We start from the raw sequence: 17,600 nt of genomic DNA, 5'->3' as shown, positions 1-17,600 counted from the left end.
CCCTATCCACTTATGCTTTTTGAATCCAAAACTTTAGAACTCCAGCTTCCTCTAATTGCTCTAAAATAGTGTGACCTCCAGATGAAGCCCAGGCAGGAATATCTGCCAAAGCTCCTTTATCGGTTACATGTACTTCTAATATTTCACCGGACTCAATTGTATCCATTGCCTTTTTAGTACGAACGATCGGCATTGGACAAGCTAAACCTTTTGCATCTAATACTTTTGTTGAATTCATTTTTCATTTCTCCTTTTAGTAAATAGTTTTTCTTTAGACTAATTAGCGTACAGCACAACGGTTTGGACCTATTTCCATTTCTGTTTGTTCTTCTGAGGTCGGCGTTATTTTCCCCATATTGACTTGACGGATTTCTTGATAGGCATTAGGTTGTGGAGGAAGATTATCAGTAACAATGCTACGGAATTTATTTTCATCCTCAATATTTAAACCATGGTTTTCTAAAAACAAATCTCCTAATCTTTTCGCAACAGTTCCATCTACATTTAATTCATCAATTATCATGAAGTGAGCTGGTAGAACGATTAAATCATCAGAAAGCTCGCGATAGCGTGTATACAATGTTTCTCTTAAATCTCCAACCCAGTCTTCTGCCAGACCAGCTAAATCTGGGCGTCCTATGGAATCAATAAATAAGATATCACCTGTTAATAAAAACTTGTTATCTACAATAAAAGAAGTAGATCCTATTGTATGCCCTGGTGAATAAATTGCTTGGATAGCAATAGTTGTATGACCAATTTCCACTTTTTCATCATCTACTAACGGTGTGTAGTCAAATACGACTTCTACTGCGTCCTTTGGTGGCAAGTAATAAGTAGCACCTGTCTGCGCAGCAATTTGACGGCCACCAGAAATATGGTCTGCATGTAAATGCGTATCAAAAATATGTGTAATCTTTGCTTTTTTACTTGCTGCGAAATTGATAAATACATCAGCCATGCGAGTAGCATCTATAATTGCCGCTTCCCCATTAGAGATAACCATATAAGATAAGCAGCCTTTTCCTAAACGAACAAATTGGTATAGTTCGCCTCCATCCTGTAGGTCACCCACTTTAATTGGCTCGAGGTATTCACTCCATGCCTTCATCCCACCTTGTAGATAAGCAGCGTCACGTCCTGCATCTGAAAGCATTTCTGCTACCATAATGGACGACCCTTCCTTCGCACATACGACTAAAATATCTTTGTCAGCAGGTATTTGAGGTAGAATTTCTTCTACACCATCCAGTAATTCAAAATAAGGTATATTTAAGTATTTAAATTTATGTCCTTCTATTTTCCAATCAGCAAATGCATCCGTGTTACGTACATCTAAAATGAATAGATTTTCATTATTAATTACTTTTTTTGCAATTATATCTGCTGTCCATTTAGTTACTGTCATGTCCAAATTACCCCCATAGGTATTATTTTCGTTAAAAATTTTTAAGCATTTTGTACGGTTAGAAAGTCAATGTCGGAGACGCGTCTTTTGCAAATTCTAGAAACGTCACTGCTCCTCCCACTTCGATACCATTAACAAAATCCTCCTTTGTTAATCCCATTACATCCATAGTCATTTGACAAGCAATAAATTTAACCCCTAATTCCTGCGACATTTCCACCAGTTGAGGAATATTAGGTATATTCGCGTTTTTAAACCCTTCCGCTAGGCTCTCTCTGCCTTCAGGCATTGGTAATGCCTGCATTCCTTGTTTATGGATTAAATTCAACCCTTCGAACGTAAAAAATATTGCTACCTCTTTTTCTGTTGCTGCTGCAGCTGTTGCTATATTGAACACTTTATATGCATCAAAAAGTCCACCATTACTTGCTATGATTGCTACTTTGTTTGTCATCATTTTTCCTCCTAAATTGTTTTTTTAACGCTTCCGCTCCACTCTGTCATACCTGGTATGACATTCCAAACTTTTGCAAATCCATTTTGCACTAGTGTTTGTGCTGCAAGATCGCTTCGCTTGCCTGTTCTACATATCACATAAACCGGCAAGTCTTTATCAAGTTCATCCATTCTTTCTTCTAACTCGCCCATTGGAATAGACTTAGCTCCATCTATGTGTCCAAAAGCAAACTCAGCAGTCTCGCGAACATCTAAAATTGTTCCTCCATCTGCCACTTTTGCTATTAGTTCATCCAAGGCAATGATTTCTTGATGCTGATTTTCTTCCATAGCCTCATTTGAACATTTACGAATGTAATGCTTTAGTACATCCCCATCTTCAATTGTTCCAATGTATTGATGCCCCACTGTTTTAGACCACGCGGCAAGATCTGCCTTAGAGCCCTTGTCCGTAGCTGAAACTTCTAAAATTTGACCATCTTCTAAACCAGCCATGACCTTTTTTGTCTTTACTATAGGCATTGGACAAGCCAAACCTTTTGCATCTAATTGAACATCTGCTTTTAAACTCATTTATACTCTCCTCCATACCTAATAGGGTATTATATTTTAGAAAAAATTTTTTTAGTTTATTTCACCTTCCCAAGCTAACATTCCACCAGTCATATTTGTAACATCATAGCCTTGGCTATCTAAAAACTGTGTGGCACGTCCACTTCTACCTCCAGATCGGCATACAATAACGTAGGAATCTTTTTTCGAGAGCTCATTCATACGAAATTCTAACAGACCTAGTGGGATGTGAATAATCCCTGGTATTGCTCCTTGCTCCACTTCATCTACTTCTCGCACGTCAATTAAATTTACTTTCTCACCCTTTACTAGTTTTTGTTCTAATTCTTTTGCTGTTATCTCTTTCATTTAAACTTCCTCCTCTTATCTCCATGCACTCATGCCACCACGGACATTTGTGACACGATCATAGCCTATTTTTTTTAATTGTTTACACGCATTACTACTACGCATACCACTTTGACAAATCACTACAATCTCTTTATCCTTCGGTAGCTCATCCAATTTAGATCCCAATGGGATATTTTTAAACTGTCGAATGTTTCTCCCTTTATATTCAGCTGGAGTCCTCACATCTATGAAGAATTTATCTTTGTCATTTAATATATTTTTCAGCTCTGTAGTAGTAATATTTTTAATACCCTTTGCAGGCAACATCTTCCATGCAAAAAATACTACTACTAATGCAACAAATATCCATTCCATTTGTCTCTCTCCTATATAAATAGATTTACAGTGCCATCTTCAGCGTCAGCCAAGTACGCTGCTACTCCCGCATACTGAACACCATCGAGTAATTCTTCTTGTTGTAAGCCCAGCAAATCCATCGTCATAGTACAAGAAACTAATTTTATATCTTGCTCCTGTGCCATCTCTATTAACTGAGTTAAAGAAAGTGCATTATGCTTTTTCATGACATGCTTAATCATTTTAGGTCCCATACCAGCCATCTGCATTTTAGATAGTCCAAGCTGCTCTGCTCCCCTCGGCATCATTTTGCCAAACATTTTTTCTAAAAATCCTTTTTTAACCTCAATATGCTGTTGTTTACGTAGCGCATTTATTCCCCAAAATGTGTGAAATATTGTAACCTCATGATCGTAAGCTGCTGCACCGTTTGCAATAATGTATGCTGCCATCGCCTTATCATAATCACCACTGAATAAAACTATCGTAGTTCTTTTCTTTTCCATCTCAATCTCCTTCATACCTGCCGGGGTATTATTTTATTTAAATAAAAAAGCCGGACTATCGGCTCTTTACAACCAAATTCATTGCCTCTTGAATAACAGAATTCATTTTATCTTTATTTCCTTCTGCTTCTTGCACACATTCTAAAAGATTGTTACTAACAATTACACCAATTGTACGATCTGCTGCAGAGCGAACTGCTGAAAGCTGGGTAACGACTTCCTTGCAGTCCTTGCCCTCCTCCATCATCCGTAATATTCCACGAAGCTGGCCTTCCATTCGTTTAATACGATTAATAGTTTTTGCATCGTATGCCAACAAGCACACCTCCTTCTGAAAATTTGATGAATGTTATAACCGTTATATTATACCCCTCTAGGTATTTTGTCAACCAATATAAAAAAGTAATTTTGTCCCTTAGTGATAATTTCCTTTATATATCTGCAAAAAGGTATGTGTACTAAACACTAGTTGATAAATTAATTATTTATTTTTAATCAAAAAAAAGATGGATTGTTTAATTTACATATATGTTGTAAGATTCACTAGTTATATTAAAATATTTTTACTTACTTTAACACACTTAATCTAAAGGTAAGGTGAACTATAGATGAATACGAAAGCTTTTTTACTGGCGATTTTGACTGTAGCAATTTGGGGATCTTCTTTTGCAGCAATTAGCGCCAGCTTAAACGGAGGTTATCCTCCCGGTCATTTGGCATTATTCCGTTTTTTGATTGCCTCGCTTATATTTTTACTCATTGCACTCTGGCCAGGAAGTAAATTTAAACTACCCGAAAAACAGGATGGGTGGAAAATAATAATCTTAGGCTGGATTGGTATTAGTTTGTATCATATATGCGTCACTTTTGGACAGATGACTATTTCTGCAGGGACTGCAGGCATGTTAATTGGTTCTGCGCCAATCGTTACCACTGTGATGGCTGTAATTATTTTAAAGGAACGTTTAGGTAAGGTAGGATGGGTTGGTTTAGCTTTCGGCTTTATCGGAATTATTCTTATTGCTTTTGGAACTGGGGATTCTTCCTTTGACATCTCTCCAGGAGTATTCCTAGTTTTAATAGCAGCTATTGCAACTTCTATTTTTTTCGTTTACCAAAAGCCTTTATTTAAAAAGTATAGCGCTATTGAACTTACTGCTTATTTTACATGGACAGGTACTTTGCCTTTTCTATTTTTTGCTCCAGGACTGTTTGATACACTCCAAAGTGCAACAAATGAAGCTAATTTATCGGCTATTTATATAGGAATATTCCCTACCGCACTTGCCTACCTCACATGGGCAATAGCTTTATCTCAAAGTAATGCAAGCTCTGTTTCAAATACATTATACGCTGAGCCGGTTGTAGCTATAGTCATCACTTGGATTTGGCTTCACGAGCTTCCATCTCCTCTCTCTATTGTTGGAGGAGTAATTGCTATTAGCAGCTTGTTGTTCGTCAACCTTTATGGAAAAAAACAACGGCTATCCCTACAACAAAAAAAGTTGGTCAAGTCTCATACATGATTGGCAAGTGAGTAGGTAGTTCTTCGGCTAACGCTACCTTTTCTCGAGGGGCAAGGCGCTAGACAAATCTTTGCTTCTTGTCTTTTAAAAAGGTACCTAGTGACTGAAAATTCACTTAGGTACCTTTTTTTTAGTTTTATCTACACGATGGTATTCAGATATTTGGACTACTCGGACATCCTCTGTATTTAACTCATGGTAAATTCCTCTACTATCTCGAAAGGAAATATATTGGTCTCTCTCACTTTGGATAAGGTCCTCAGCTTCTTCTTGAGAATCTAAGTGTATAAACCTCCTAATGTAGTGGTTTTCATCAAAAAAGTAGGTTACTTTAAATTCTTTCATATTTGTTCTCCTATTGCGGCTTGCTTCTTACCTTAGCCATGATAAATTTGCTATGTGGGAGACTAGGTATACTCACCATACTATAACTTAAATCTTGATTTGGAATTTCATAATCAAGTTTATTTGAAAGATATTGAAGACTCACCTTCATTACTTCAATGGTTACCCATTCTCCAGCACAGCGATGTCCCATATTGAAGTCACCTCCGCCTTGTGGAATAAAGCTAAATGGACTCTCATCCCACCCCTCGAAACGTTCAGGATTAAAAACTTCAGGATTATCCCATAGGTTTGGGTCATGGTTGGTACCATATAAGTCCAATAGCGTTAACGTACCCTTTTCAAATTGAAAATTGTTCCATATAAAATCCTTCTTCACTCTTGCAACAGCCATTGGAAAGAATGGATAAAAGCGACGTACCTCTTGGACAAACATTTGTTGGAATTGTTCTTCATTCTTTAAAAGTCTTGATTTATTTTCTGGATATTGATGAACAGCTAATCCAGTGAAGGTAATATAGACGGAAATTGCTACAATTGGCCTGATAATATTCAGTACTTCCACAGCAACGATTTCTTTGTCCAAAAGTTTACCATCTATATCCCTATGAATTGAAAAGTTATACAAGGCAGAGCCTTCCCGTGGTGATAACTCCTTATTTCTAACTTGCTCCACCATTTCTCCAACCCAATCCTCTAATTCCTTCCTTGCATGCCTTCCCATCCAATGTTCGGGACCTAACGCAGACGCAGATTCAAATAATTTAGTCAGTTGCTCCGTCCGCTTTTTAAGTTCACCCTCATTTAAAGGAACGCCTGCCCATTCACATGCTAGTTGGCATAATAACTCTCTGGATTCATCGTATAAATTAATCTGTTCTTTTTGCTCCCATTCGCTACCCTTTAAATCCCAATTCTTATGAGTCAGACTTTTTAAGTGCTCCAAATGTGAAGGTGTCATTATAGACATGAACATACCTTTTCGGTTTCTATGCTCTTCCTCGTCTAAAGTTTGAACTCCCCCCTCACCAAATAACGTTTTTTGAAGTCTCTTTGGTGCAGCTCCATTCCTCATAAATTTGTCATTGTCATAAAAAAGTTTTGATGCTTCCTCTCCACCCAAACATATTGCCTTTTGTCCTAGGAGACGAGTTTCAAAAATATTAGAGGCGAAACTCTTCCGCCTATTAGCCAAGTACATATATCCTTCCCGTAATAATGTGAGGCTATGATCCAAACCCTCTTCTTTTGGCATTTGACTTGAATTCGTCATTTCAACCATCTCCTTATTAGCTACTATTGTTGGTTTACTTTTCCCTTTTTAATCTGATTAAAACTAGCAAGGGGCTAACACTAATGTTTTAAAAGATATAAGGTTGGTATGCTAAAATAAATGTACAGTCTCCAGAAGGGAAGAAACCATTATGAAATCACCTTTTACATACAAATACTTACCACCTAAAACTATCACTCCCAACCAACCATCTCTATTTTTACTGCATGGTATGGGTAGTAACGAAGAGGATCTGCTCCAGCTTGTAAAAGAATTCGAAGGAAGCCATCATATATTTAGTTTGCGTGGACCCATCGTGTTTAGTCCTGGATATGCATTTTTTACTATTGAAGAAGCGGGAAAACCACATAGAGAGGTTTTTGATAAGGTCGTGACTTATCTGCACCAATTCATCGCAGAGGCCATAGAAGAATATAATCTGGATCAAAACAAAATAAATTTATTAGGTTTCAGCCAAGGAGCTGTATTGGCTCAAACTTTAGCTTTTACTATGGGTAATGTTATTAATGGAGTAGTTGCTTTAAGTGGTTATTTACCCGATTTCGTTAAAGAGGAATACAGAAAGCATCCTATTGAACATTTGAACGTTTTCATATCTCATGGGGATTATGATTATGTCATTCCATCTCAATGGGGAGCAGAGAGCAAAGAGTACTTTGAGGAACAAGGAGCTAATGTGACGTTTAAAACATACGAAGACGGTCATGGTGTTATTCCTGAAAATCAGCGTGATATCGTTACTTTTATAAAAGAACTATAAGAAAATTTCTATGAAAAATGCTCTAAGCTGATTTGCTAATAATCAACTTAGAGCATTTTTATATAACATCTACAATAAAAGCAATATTAAAATTAAAGCCACAGAAATTTGGAATACCCCTACTCCTCCAGCATATATAGTTAAATTCCATCCCGACTTTATAAGTTCTTTTATCTTTACCCCCATCCCTATCCCTGCTAGTGCGATAATTTCTAAATATCCTCCTAGCTCTTTTATAGGATTAGTAATGGTAGCAGATGGCTGCAATAAACTATTAATACAGCATAGTAGAAGGAATCCTGCCACATACCAAGGAATAATTTTACCAAAGCTAAACTTATCTTTCGTCGCTACCTTACTTTCCTGTTTTCTGAATTTAATCTGCTTTAACACAAAAACTACTGCGACTAAAAAAATAATTCGACTTATCTTAAATACCGCTGCTTGGTCCTTTACCTCTTCTCCAACAATACTCCCACTCGCAACTACTTGTCCTACCGATTGTAGCGTACCTCCTATGAGAGCAGCAGATGATATCACAGCATTAGAAAAAACAAGATTTGTGATTACTGGCAAAAAAATCATTAGAACAGACCCAAGAAGGTTAACCAATGTCACAGATAAAGCAATATCAGAGGATTTGGCCTGGATTGCTGGCCCTGTCGCAGCAATGGCCGAGGACCCACATACAGCATTACCACTAGCCATTAGTAAGGAGAAGTCTTCTCCAAATCTTAGCTTTTTACCAAGCCAGACAACAAAAATGATGGTTAAAGACATTTGAATAACGATAAAAGAAAGCCCTGACACTCCCATTTCCATGATTGTTTGGAAAGTTAAAGTCGCACCCAATAAAACGATGGAGTAATACAAGAGGTTACTTTCAGAAAATTTCACTCCAGCAGACCATCTTGGAGACGAACTAATTTTCAAATTCCCAATTAAAATACCGATTAAAATAGCAAACAGTCCACTTCCCAAAGCAGGAAATAACTCCCCGATAAACCTTGCTATAACCGCAATGATCATACATAAGAACAACCCTGGTAAAATTCGAGCAATTTTTTTCATATCTATCCCTCGCTACTAAGCTTTTAAATAAAAAGCGTTAGTTTTCTTTATACTAAACTTTAGAATAAGACTTTTATTATCGTAAGTAAAATGAAAAAAAGCTATTAAGTACTTAGTAGATACCTGACTCCCTAAATAATTGGAAACTAAAAAATCCTCCAACTTGTAAGAGGGAGGATTTAGTATATGCTTTTTTAACTACCGTAAATAATCGTCACATCACGATGATCCTTTAGACAGCTAGCTGGAAATTCCACTGAAATACCTTCTTGCTGGATACGCTTAAGAGTTTCAGTTTTATTTTCGCCAAAAGCCAAGAGAATAATTCGCTTAGCTTCCATAATAGTTTCAATCCCCATGGTAATTGCAAGCTTGGGAACTTCTTTTTCTTCAGGAAAATATTTGGCATTATCCTGCCTTGTTTTCTCAGCAAGCTCCACAATATGGGTTCTTGTTTGAAAAGAAGTACCAGGCTCGTTAAACCCGATATGACCATTTACCCCAATCCCTAACAACTGAAGATCAATACCACCATTCTGCTCAATTAACTTATCATAATAGGCACATTCCTTCTCCAAATCCTCTGCTAAGCCATTCGGAAGATGAACATTTTGTCGCGGAATATTAATATGCTTAAATAGGTGCTCATACATATAATTATGGTAGCTAGTAGCCTCCTCCTCTGCAATTCCCACATATTCATCCAAGTTAAAGGTATTTACCTCCGCAAAGGAAATATCGCCCTTCATGTAGCATTGGACTAGTTCTTTGTAAAATCCTTCTGGGGTTCCTCCTGTAGCCATCCCTAACACACTTTGCGGCTTTTCAATTAACTGCTTCTCAAAAATAGCGGCTGCCATTTTGCTCATTTCATCATATGTATTTACTTTTATCCATTTTATATTATTTGCTTTAACCATTAGAATAACTCAGCCTTCCTCTACAAAAAGTGTATTGAACCTCAAAGGAATCGTTTAGCAATACAATGTCCGCATCTTTTCCAACTGCAAGACTTCCTTTTCGATTATCTATCCCTAATCTCTTTGCTGCGTTTGTCGACGTTATTTTCACTAGCTCATGTAAAGGTAGATTAGTTAAACTTTGAATCCTTCTCATACCTTCATTCATTTTAAGCACACTTCCAGCTAGAGTTCCATTTTCCAAGGTGGCAGTACGATCAACTACCTTAACTTTTTGATCACCAAGTGTATAGATTCCATCGGGAAGTCCCTTCGCTCTCATGGAATCTGTTATGAGGATGATTCTATCAGTGCCAATTACCTTCATTACTAATTGGAGCATATCATCGGAGAGGTGGATGCCATCAGCGATTATCTCACAGAAAAGCGAGTCATTCATGAAGCCTGCTCCCACCATGCCTATTTCTCGGTGATGAAGACCTGTCATCGCATTAGTAAAATGGGTTAAATGGGATAAACCATTTTGCACCGCGTCATTAACCTCCAAATAAGAAGCCTTTGAATGTCCTGCGGAAGAAATCACCCCCTGTTCTTGTAAAAATTGAAGCATCTTAAATTCTTCGTCAAGTTCCGGGGCTAGTGTGACAACTTTTAATTGAGCAACCTGTTCTCCAAACCAGGTTTTCAACAATGAAACAGATGGTTTTTGTATATGCTGAATAGGCTGAGCTCCTGCCTGCTCCGGGTGAATAAATGGCCCTTCCAAATGGAAGCCAAGCATTTCTGCACCCTGTTCCTTATTAGACTTTTTTAAGAAGCTTGTGTTCACATCTACCGATTGCTGTATACGTTCCTGAGAATGAGTAATAGTTGTTGCTAAAAAAGATGTCGTGCCTTCTTGGGGTAAGTACGCGGATATTCGTTCTGTTGCATCTATCTCTCCGTCCATAAAGTCCGCCCCCACTGCTCCATGGATATGAATATCAATAAAGCCAGGCATTGCCACGTAACCCCTCCCGTCCAGTATAGCTCCCTCATATCCTTCTATTTTACCCTCAGATATACAAGCAATCTTTTCGTTCATTATTAAAATATCTCCATCAATCAATCGGCCATCTTCTGCGCAAATCTGAACGTTTTGAATAAGATAGTTACTCATTAGAAACACCTTTCCATTGAATATTTTGACCACTAAAAAATTATATATTTCTAAATAATCATACAATATATAACGAAAGATTAATATATCTTCAGAGCTTTATTTAAATAAGATCTTCTAATCCATATTTGTATGAATCCATTTCATGATTAAAAAAGACGAGCCACTGGAAGGTAATACAAGGTATGATTGATTTCCTATTTAGAAGACCCTCTCCGTTGGGGACGATAAGCTCACTGGAGTCGCCGTTTGCAGCTAAAAGAAACAGTGTAAAAATGTTGGGATTTTAATAGTAAAGTGCTATATATGAAATTAGCTCATATTACTCAAAATTATAAAATATTCATTAAAAATAATTGTTTCATCAAAGTTTTAATGTATGATATAGAAAAATAAGGAGGAATATTATGGCATACTCATTTTCTTTAAAATACCACCCATCTATTGATCAAATAATTATTCATACCTTAAAAAAAGAAGGGTTAGATGAAATATCATTAGATTCAAGGCTTAAGAATATGTCTAAAATTGAAGCAATGGATCGATATTTTGATTCCGAAGAGATACAAGTAAATACCGAATCAATTGCCCATTTTGTCCACCATGCTTTTTATATTGATTTAGACAAAGCTTATCTGTTAGACAAGGAAACTTCAGCAAAGCTAGAAGATCCTTCTCCAAAGGCAGCTATTACTTGGTATTTATCCAATCATCAACAAGAATGGACCGGCGAGCAAATTCGTGCTCTATTAAAAAAGCTTTTTGGCATTAACACAAATGGTCTTGCATTCTTAGAAAATAAAGGAATCTCCTTATATTCTAAAAAACAGTGGATTCTTCGACAGGACAGTGATTTGTTTATTGTATCTACTGGAGCAAATGACATAGATGTATACATAATAGCAACTGATTTTTTTAAACTTAAAACTGGATTAGACGGCTTACCAGAAAGTTTACATGAAAACTTAAATAGTCTTGGTTTTACCTATGACCATGAAAAAATGTGTTATTACTATTGTACTTCTGATAACCAGCCAGTACCTGACGCATTTAAAAAACAGGTCCTTGATAGTTTAATAGAAGTGATAAATACTAAGTACAGCCATGCCATGTAAATATATAAGGAAAGCTCTTACCTGAGAAAAACAGATAAGAGCTTTTATATTTTATTTTCCAAATGATGAAAGGAATTTAACCCGATCTCCCATCGGAGGAATGTTGTTATCCACCAAAGATATTTCTAATATAGCCGGGCCATTCATCTGAAGGAGGCTATTAACTACTTCCTCATTCAGGTCTTCCATTTCTTCTATACGAATACTAGGTATGTTCATTGCTGCAGCCATTGCAGCAATGTTAATTGGCTCTTGTGCAAATGTTGGATGAACACGTTTGTATTGCAGATTATGTCCATGGTATACCATGCCTAATCGGGCATTGTTCATAACAACAAATAGAACAGGAATATTGTATTCTTTAGCAGTCAAAATTTCCATCCCATGCATGAAGAAACATCCGTCTCCTGTAATTGAAACTGTAGGACGATCTGGCTCCGCAAGTTTTGCACCTATGGCAGACCCTATACCACTTCCCATAGCACCGAAATGAACATTTATATCGAATGTGCTATATTCAAGAACATCCATATGATGAATAACATAAGCCATAAATTCCCCAATATCTATTGTGTATCGAGTAGAAGAAGGAAGATAAGACTGCAACTGTAGCAATACATTCTTAGTGCTATACTCATCTAGAATTTGGTCATTATTTTCTTTTCTATTAAACGCCATTTCTTTTCTCTTAAGCCCTATAGACTTAAGCTCCTCTATTAACGCAGAAAGGCTTAGTTGAATATCACCTAGGACAGGGATATCAATTGAATACTTGCGATTAAAGACGGTTTCATCGAAGTCCATTTGAACCGTAAAGCGCCCATCAGTAAGACTGCTATTATAGTTATTAGTCGCTGTTTCTCCAAGGCTTGAACCAATAATTAAAAGTGACTTACCGTCTCCATCATTTATAAGATTAGTGGCTTGTTCTGTAGCTGCAAATCCAAATACTCCAGCAGATAATGGGTGATCTTGGCGAACATAGCCTTTTGCGACAGGCGTTGTCATTATTGGCCATTCCAGCATTTCGGCTAACTCAAATAATAGGTCTACAGAATTTCTAACTCCTTGCCCTACAAATATATAACCACTTTTTCTTTCCACTAGCTCTTTAGCTACCAGCTTAATCGTTTCAAGGTTTGGTATTACTTCTTCTCGTACTAGTATGGCAGGAATCTCTTCAATGCCACTAGGCCCTTGTTGAACATCAATTGGCATAGCAATATGAACTGGTCCAGGTACTCCAGAAACAGCAATTTTTGTAGCCTTTACAATCTCCTTTAACAAATCCTTTGAGTCTCTTACTGTCACACTATACTTCGTTACAGATTTATAAATAGGATCCGCATCAAGCTCTTGAGAAGCATTTAAGCCTTCCGTGCTCACAGGTACAGCTCCCGTTAAAAACAAAATCGGCAAGTGCTCTCTCATCGCATTTGCTGCACCTGTCACTAAGTTAGTGCCGCCAGGTCCACTGCTTCCAATACACACACTTAGCTGATTGGAGTACTTTGCATAGGCTGCCGCCATATAAGAGGCTGCCCCCTCATGCTTAGTAACAATTGGCGTTATCTCCGGCATATCATATAATTCATTGAAAAAAGCATTCACAGAGCCTGCTGGTATTCCAAATACGTGTTGTACACCAATCCCCTTTAAATATTCCAACACAGAACGAACAGCCTTCATTTCATATCCCCCTATTAAATCAAATATTTTTCTTTTAATGCCTCTGCTTTTAAAGGAACACTAAAATAATATCCTTGCATTAAATAGCAATCCTTTGACAACAGAAAATCTAACTGTTTCTTTGTTTCGACACCTTCCGCAATTACGTTAAGCTTCAAATTCTGTGCTAGTGTGATGATCGTATTGGTAATGGCTGAATTACTATCATCACCTTCTCTAATATCCTGAATGAATGATTTGTCGATTTTTAACGCATCAATTGGAAAGTTCTTAAGATATCCTAATGACGAATAGCCTGTGCCAAAGTCATCTATCGCTATCTTCACGCCAATCTCTTTTAGCTGCTCCATCATTTCAACCGTCAAGTCTTTGTTTTTGATGATTTGATTTTCCGTCAGCTCTAAATGTAAAAATTCGGGCGCCAAATTTACATCGATTAAAATCCTCTGAACTACTTCTACTAAATCATTTTCTTCAAATTGTCTACTTGATAAGTTAACGGAAACGCTCAATGAATGATTCCCCTCTTCGTGCCATTTCTTCAATTGCTTACAAGCATTTTCTAATACCCATTCTCCGATTGGCACTATTAAACCAGTATCCTCTGCAATGGGAATAAAATCAGCTGGAGAAATCATCCCTTCTGTTGGGTGAATCCATCTCAAAAGGGCTTCAACTCCTATAATAGAGTTTGTCCTACTATCAATTTGTGGCTGATAATATATATCTAATTCATTTCGGTCTAGCGCTTTATATAGGGCATTTTCCAGCTTAATGCTCTCTAATGATCGGTTATTCATCTCACTCTCAAAGAAGTGATATCCAGTTCCGGATTTTTCCTTAGATTTATACATGGCAGCGTCTGCATTTTTTATTAAAACTTCTCCATCTTCACCGTCTTTAGGAAACATACTGATTCCTATGCTCGTTTTAATGTATACTTCATTTCCCATTAAGGAAAAAGGCTGAGAGAATATGTCCGAGATATGGTCTACTACAAGTAACACATCTTCTATACCATTAATGTCAGGCAGAACAACAGTGAACTCATCGCCCCCCTGTCGGGAAGCAATTGCTTCTTTTGGAATTATAATTTTCAGACGGTTTGCCACCTCGCGAAGCAACAAGTCGCCATAGCTGTGTCCTAAACTATCATTAACTAACTTAAAACGGTCTAGATCCAAGTACAAAACTGCCACCTGTTGTTCTTTGTTTTCTAGTATTTTTTTTAACTTATCGTTTAACAAAACTCTGTTTGGGAGATCAGTTAAACTATCATAATATGCAAGATATCTAATCTCTTCTTCCATTTTCTTTCTTTCAGTGATGTCCTTAAATGTTACAACTTGCCCTATCACGTTTTCATCCTCTTCTATAGAAGAAAGTACATATTCTACAGCTAAAATTGTTTTATCTTTCTTACAAAACATTTGTACTGTCTCTCCGTATGGCGAATGGTCTGGCTCATGACAAATAACTGTAGACGATGGTGTTCCAATTAGTTCTCCCTTTTCGTATCCAAGCATTTTTTCACTAGCGGGATTACAAAATGTTATTCTTCCATCCAAATCTATTCCAAAAATTCCCTCACCTGCAGAGTTTAATATTAACTCATTTTCTTTACTTAAATGTTGCAGCTCATGAACTACTCTTTCCAATTCTGTGTTTTTAACGCGAATTTCCGATGTTCTCTCTTCTATGATGGTTTCCTGCTTGTCCATGAAAAGCAGATTAGATAGGCTTGCCGCAGTCGCATCTACGATAGATTGGGTCAGAAGAATGTCGGACTCCGAATACTCCAATTCTTCTTCATCTAGATTCACAACTGCGATTAACCCCAGCACCTCTCCCATTGTTACTAATGGAAATAGGAACATCCCTTTTATACCAAATGTTTTACAGGCCTCATGATTAGGACGTTCGTCAGCAAATACGTCTGGAATCATTATGGCTTTTTTAGTTAAAATAACCTCCTGAAATACAGGGTCATTTTCGTCTACCTTCAAAGTTTTATGCGTTTTCATCCAGTCTTCTTCTGTCCAGTCACTATTCTGACTCAGGCTGGCTGGCTTAATATTTTTTTCAGCCATAGGATCCAATAAATGAACCCCGATGTTATAGTTGCCTAACACCTTACCGACATAAAAGAAACAGCGGTCTATGACTTCCTGCATGGTTGAACACATGGATAACTCTCTGGTATGGTCCAAAAGTAATTGTTTTTCTGCTATAAGGTTTTCCTTGCGCGTAAGATTTGTAGCATTTTGAATAGCTACTCCAGCCATATTGACATAAGCCTCTACTGTTTGGATTTCATCTTCCGTCAAATTCATAGGCGAACCGTAATCGAATAAGAAAACAAGTCCAAAAAGCTCACTTTCAAATGAGATAGGTAAAGCTAATAGAGACTTTATCTGAAAGGATTTTACGGCTCTTGGATCTGGCCTTGAATCCTTCGAAGTGTCGGGTATGTAGATAGTTTTTTGCGTTTCTATCACTTCTTTTGCAAGTAAGTCATATTCCGTTTCGATCATATGCATATCTAACGTAAAACCATTGATAAAATCCGGTTTTCCAACGAAGCCTCTAAATTGTCCATCCTGCTGCGGCAAATAAATTCCTACAGAATCGCATCGAACAATCTCCTCGGATATAGCCTTGACGACTTGCTCCAATACTTCTCTTAGGTCTAATGTAGTATTAATCAACTTAGTTATATGTGCTAGACGAGAATATCTCGTTTGCTTTTTCATAAGGGACCTCCATTTTTGAATAATCTATAAGTCTTTCATTTTAGTTAAATTAATATCTATAATAACACCTTTTTTTGTCAATAAATCTAGTAATATTATTATTTATCGAGAATTAGGAAGAACTAAAACTTTCTCATCAAAAAATATATTGTAAATATTAATACTTTTCCCTATTAACAAAATATTAAAACCAAAAATATAGAGCTTAGTACCTAAATTTCCTGTTCTATATTTATAAGTGATTTATTAGCGAGTAATTATATAGGTGTATAGGTGTATTATAAACTAAAAAAAGGATGAACTTAGAGTTCATCCTTAAAATAGTATAATAGGTTTTTCATTGTAGCGAGTAGATATCCATTGACTATATTGAAATAGACGCAATGAGAATATACTCCTCTTAATATTTCCTTGAAGATGCTCTTTGTGCAAGGTTCTGCGACTTCTCTGCAACATTGGGATCCTTTTGCGCAAGATTTGAACTCATCTCTGCAAAGTTCAGCGGCATCTCCGCAAGGTTCGCCACACTCTTTTAGATTTATCACCAAACCATTCGCTGTTTACGCCTAACTTCCTTATTGTCTCTGTAATTCCTCTCTCCATCTTTACCAATTCCTAAATAATGTTCCTTTACCTCTGTATTCGACAGAAGACTTGGAGCGTCACCTTGCAAAACTACTCTGCCATTTTCCATTATATATCCATAATCCGCGATAGATAATGCCACATTGGCATTCTGCTCTACAACTAGGATAGAGGTACCTTCCTCCTTATTTATTTGCTTTATATTTTGGAATATTTCCTTCACCAATAAAGGTGCTATCCCTAAGGACGGTTCATCCAATAGCAGCAGCTTAGGCTTAGCCATAATCCCTCTGCCTATAGCAAGCATTTGCTGCTCACCACCTGAAAGGAAGCCTGCCTTTCGGGAAGATAGAGGTTGAAGCTTTGGGAAATATCCATATATTTTTTCTATATCCTTTTTTATATTTGAACGGTCTTTTCGAGTGAATGCACCCGCCATAAGATTTTCCTCTACCGTTAAATCTTTAAAAACGCGTCTACCCTCCATACACAAGAATATACCGTGTCTTACAATTACATCAGGAGTAAGTCCCTTTAATAACCTACCTTCAAATTCGATAGTTCCGTCTGTTAATTGCCCATCCTCGGCATAAAGCAGCCCCGAAATAGCTTTAAGTGTTGTCGATTTCCCTGCACCGTTACTACCTAAAAGAGCCACGATATCTCCGGTTGGAACCTGAAGGGTTGTTCCCTTTAAAGCTAAAATAATTTTTGAGTATACTGCTTCTACATTATTAACTTTTAGCATGCCAG

The 17,600-nt window shown here is 37.1% G+C and carries 19 protein-coding genes; 3 read left to right on the top strand and 16 right to left on the bottom strand.

Features of this window, described 5'->3' with window-relative positions; all coding sequences use genetic code 11:
* Positions 1-10: 10 nt before the first annotated feature.
* The 8 genes from ACQKNZ_RS01195 to ACQKNZ_RS01160 are packed head-to-tail and all read right to left on the bottom strand — an operon-like array spanning position 11 to position 3,946.
* The gene (locus ACQKNZ_RS01195; RefSeq protein ID WP_144538469.1) at positions 11-238 is read right to left on the bottom strand and encodes a sulfurtransferase TusA family protein; all 228 of its coding nucleotides are present in this window, start codon (positions 236-238) and stop codon (positions 11-13) included.
* 42 nt (positions 239-280) lie between these two features.
* Positions 281-1,408, bottom strand: a complete 1,128-nt coding sequence (locus ACQKNZ_RS01190; RefSeq protein WP_427657599.1) for an MBL fold metallo-hydrolase — start codon at positions 1,406-1,408, stop codon at positions 281-283.
* Between the two features lie 58 nt (positions 1,409-1,466).
* Positions 1,467-1,862, bottom strand: coding sequence for a DsrE/DsrF/DrsH-like family protein (locus tag ACQKNZ_RS01185; RefSeq protein WP_144538467.1), 396 nt, complete (start codon positions 1,860-1,862; stop codon positions 1,467-1,469).
* 11 nt (positions 1,863-1,873) lie between these two features.
* Positions 1,874-2,437 (bottom strand): sulfurtransferase TusA family protein, encoded by a 564-nt coding sequence (locus tag ACQKNZ_RS01180; protein WP_144538466.1) that lies wholly within the window; start codon positions 2,435-2,437, stop codon positions 1,874-1,876.
* 51 nt (positions 2,438-2,488) lie between these two features.
* Positions 2,489-2,785 carry a rhodanese-like domain-containing protein gene (locus tag ACQKNZ_RS01175; RefSeq protein WP_144538465.1) on the bottom strand — a complete coding sequence of 99 codons (297 nt, stop codon included), beginning with the start codon at positions 2,783-2,785 and terminating at the stop codon, positions 2,489-2,491.
* Between the two features lie 15 nt (positions 2,786-2,800).
* Complete coding sequence (locus tag ACQKNZ_RS01170; protein WP_144538464.1) at positions 2,801-3,142, bottom strand: rhodanese-like domain-containing protein; 342 nt, start codon at positions 3,140-3,142, stop codon at positions 2,801-2,803.
* A gap of 11 nt (positions 3,143-3,153) precedes the next feature.
* On the bottom strand, positions 3,154-3,630 hold the full coding sequence (locus ACQKNZ_RS01165) for a DsrE/DsrF/DrsH-like family protein (RefSeq protein WP_144538463.1): 477 nt from the start codon (positions 3,628-3,630) through the stop codon (positions 3,154-3,156).
* Positions 3,631-3,685: 55 nt separating this feature from the next.
* On the bottom strand, positions 3,686-3,946 hold the full coding sequence (locus ACQKNZ_RS01160) for a metal-sensitive transcriptional regulator (protein WP_144538462.1): 261 nt from the start codon (positions 3,944-3,946) through the stop codon (positions 3,686-3,688).
* Positions 3,947-4,238: 292 nt separating this feature from the next.
* Between ACQKNZ_RS01160 and ACQKNZ_RS01155 the strand changes: the two genes are divergently transcribed.
* Positions 4,239-5,156: a DMT family transporter gene (locus ACQKNZ_RS01155; protein WP_144538461.1), complete on the top strand. Its 918-nt coding sequence runs from the start codon at positions 4,239-4,241 to the stop codon at positions 5,154-5,156.
* A 111-nt stretch (positions 5,157-5,267) separates the two neighbouring features.
* On the opposite strand, the gene ACQKNZ_RS01150 is transcribed toward ACQKNZ_RS01155, so the two are convergent.
* Both ACQKNZ_RS01150 and ACQKNZ_RS01145 read right to left on the bottom strand, forming a co-directional pair.
* Positions 5,268-5,501: a hypothetical protein gene (locus tag ACQKNZ_RS01150; RefSeq protein WP_151111572.1), complete on the bottom strand. Its 234-nt coding sequence runs from the start codon at positions 5,499-5,501 to the stop codon at positions 5,268-5,270.
* Between the two features lie 10 nt (positions 5,502-5,511).
* Entirely contained in the window at positions 5,512-6,774 is a 1,263-nt protein-coding gene (locus ACQKNZ_RS01145) for a cytochrome P450 (protein ID WP_427657594.1), read from the bottom strand.
* A gap of 151 nt (positions 6,775-6,925) precedes the next feature.
* Between ACQKNZ_RS01145 and ACQKNZ_RS01140 the strand changes: the two genes are divergently transcribed.
* Positions 6,926-7,555, top strand: a complete 630-nt coding sequence (locus ACQKNZ_RS01140; protein WP_340844032.1) for an alpha/beta hydrolase — start codon at positions 6,926-6,928, stop codon at positions 7,553-7,555.
* A gap of 69 nt (positions 7,556-7,624) precedes the next feature.
* On the opposite strand, the gene ACQKNZ_RS01135 is transcribed toward ACQKNZ_RS01140, so the two are convergent.
* The 3 genes from ACQKNZ_RS01135 to nagA form a co-directional block, all read right to left on the bottom strand.
* Positions 7,625-8,626 (bottom strand): YeiH family protein, encoded by a 1,002-nt coding sequence (locus ACQKNZ_RS01135; protein WP_427657592.1) that lies wholly within the window; start codon positions 8,624-8,626, stop codon positions 7,625-7,627.
* 194 nt (positions 8,627-8,820) lie between these two features.
* Positions 8,821-9,528, bottom strand: coding sequence for a glucosamine-6-phosphate deaminase (gene nagB, locus ACQKNZ_RS01130; protein ID WP_427658882.1), 708 nt, complete (start codon positions 9,526-9,528; stop codon positions 8,821-8,823).
* Between the two features lie 10 nt (positions 9,529-9,538).
* Positions 9,539-10,705, bottom strand: coding sequence for an N-acetylglucosamine-6-phosphate deacetylase (gene nagA, locus ACQKNZ_RS01125; protein ID WP_427657590.1), 1,167 nt, complete (start codon positions 10,703-10,705; stop codon positions 9,539-9,541).
* A gap of 407 nt (positions 10,706-11,112) precedes the next feature.
* Between nagA and ACQKNZ_RS01120 the strand changes: the two genes are divergently transcribed.
* The gene (locus tag ACQKNZ_RS01120) at positions 11,113-11,820 is read left to right on the top strand and encodes a hypothetical protein (RefSeq protein WP_342577897.1); all 708 of its coding nucleotides are present in this window, start codon (positions 11,113-11,115) and stop codon (positions 11,818-11,820) included.
* Between the two features lie 51 nt (positions 11,821-11,871).
* On the opposite strand, the gene ACQKNZ_RS01115 is transcribed toward ACQKNZ_RS01120, so the two are convergent.
* The 3 genes from ACQKNZ_RS01115 to ACQKNZ_RS01105 all read right to left on the bottom strand — a co-directional run bounded on the left by ACQKNZ_RS01115 (position 11,872) and on the right by ACQKNZ_RS01105 (position 17,595).
* Positions 11,872-13,509, bottom strand: coding sequence for a thiamine pyrophosphate-binding protein (locus tag ACQKNZ_RS01115; protein WP_342577896.1), 1,638 nt, complete (start codon positions 13,507-13,509; stop codon positions 11,872-11,874).
* A 14-nt stretch (positions 13,510-13,523) separates the two neighbouring features.
* Positions 13,524-16,262 (bottom strand): EAL domain-containing protein, encoded by a 2,739-nt coding sequence (locus tag ACQKNZ_RS01110; RefSeq protein ID WP_427657587.1) that lies wholly within the window; start codon positions 16,260-16,262, stop codon positions 13,524-13,526.
* Between the two features lie 541 nt (positions 16,263-16,803).
* Complete coding sequence (locus tag ACQKNZ_RS01105; RefSeq protein ID WP_144538451.1) at positions 16,804-17,595, bottom strand: ABC transporter ATP-binding protein; 792 nt, start codon at positions 17,593-17,595, stop codon at positions 16,804-16,806.
* Between the last annotated feature and the right edge of the window lie 5 nt (positions 17,596-17,600).

This window comes from Psychrobacillus sp. NPDC093200 (assembly GCF_050280345.1).
GTDB classification, from domain to species: Bacteria; Bacillota; Bacilli; order Bacillales_A; family Planococcaceae; genus Psychrobacillus; species Psychrobacillus faecigallinarum.
The sequence above is the reverse complement of the archived record's forward strand: the minus strand, read 5'-3'. Positions and strand labels throughout refer to the sequence as shown.

What these genes read in the sequence shown, in the direction of transcription:
- ACQKNZ_RS01195 (WP_144538469.1), bottom strand. Translation starts at nt 238, where the DNA reads ATGAATTCAACAAAAGTATTAGATGCAAAAGGTTTAGCTTGTCCAATG.
- ACQKNZ_RS01190 (WP_427657599.1), bottom strand. Translation starts at nt 1,408, where the DNA reads ATGACAGTAACTAAATGGACAGCAGATATAATTGCAAAAAAAGTAATT.
- ACQKNZ_RS01185 (WP_144538467.1), bottom strand. Translation starts at nt 1,862, where the DNA reads ATGACAAACAAAGTAGCAATCATAGCAAGTAATGGTGGACTTTTTGAT.
- ACQKNZ_RS01180 (WP_144538466.1), bottom strand. Translation starts at nt 2,437, where the DNA reads ATGAGTTTAAAAGCAGATGTTCAATTAGATGCAAAAGGTTTGGCTTGT.
- ACQKNZ_RS01175 (WP_144538465.1), bottom strand. Translation starts at nt 2,785, where the DNA reads ATGAAAGAGATAACAGCAAAAGAATTAGAACAAAAACTAGTAAAGGGT.
- ACQKNZ_RS01170 (WP_144538464.1), bottom strand. Translation starts at nt 3,142, where the DNA reads ATGGAATGGATATTTGTTGCATTAGTAGTAGTATTTTTTGCATGGAAG.
- ACQKNZ_RS01165 (WP_144538463.1), bottom strand. Translation starts at nt 3,630, where the DNA reads ATGGAAAAGAAAAGAACTACGATAGTTTTATTCAGTGGTGATTATGAT.
- ACQKNZ_RS01155 (WP_144538461.1), top strand. Translation starts at nt 4,239, where the DNA reads ATGAATACGAAAGCTTTTTTACTGGCGATTTTGACTGTAGCAATTTGG.
- ACQKNZ_RS01150 (WP_151111572.1), bottom strand. Translation starts at nt 5,501, where the DNA reads ATGAAAGAATTTAAAGTAACCTACTTTTTTGATGAAAACCACTACATT.
- ACQKNZ_RS01145 (WP_427657594.1), bottom strand. Translation starts at nt 6,774, where the DNA reads ATGACGAATTCAAGTCAAATGCCAAAAGAAGAGGGTTTGGATCATAGC.
- ACQKNZ_RS01140 (WP_340844032.1), top strand. Translation starts at nt 6,926, where the DNA reads ATGAAATCACCTTTTACATACAAATACTTACCACCTAAAACTATCACT.
- ACQKNZ_RS01135 (WP_427657592.1), bottom strand. Translation starts at nt 8,626, where the DNA reads ATGAAAAAAATTGCTCGAATTTTACCAGGGTTGTTCTTATGTATGATC.
- nagA (WP_427657590.1), bottom strand. Translation starts at nt 10,705, where the DNA reads ATGAGTAACTATCTTATTCAAAACGTTCAGATTTGCGCAGAAGATGGC.
- ACQKNZ_RS01120 (WP_342577897.1), top strand. Translation starts at nt 11,113, where the DNA reads ATGGCATACTCATTTTCTTTAAAATACCACCCATCTATTGATCAAATA.
- ACQKNZ_RS01115 (WP_342577896.1), bottom strand. Translation starts at nt 13,509, where the DNA reads ATGAAGGCTGTTCGTTCTGTGTTGGAATATTTAAAGGGGATTGGTGTA.
- ACQKNZ_RS01110 (WP_427657587.1), bottom strand. Translation starts at nt 16,262, where the DNA reads ATGAAAAAGCAAACGAGATATTCTCGTCTAGCACATATAACTAAGTTG.
- ACQKNZ_RS01105 (WP_144538451.1), bottom strand. Translation starts at nt 17,595, where the DNA reads ATGCTAAAAGTTAATAATGTAGAAGCAGTATACTCAAAAATTATTTTA.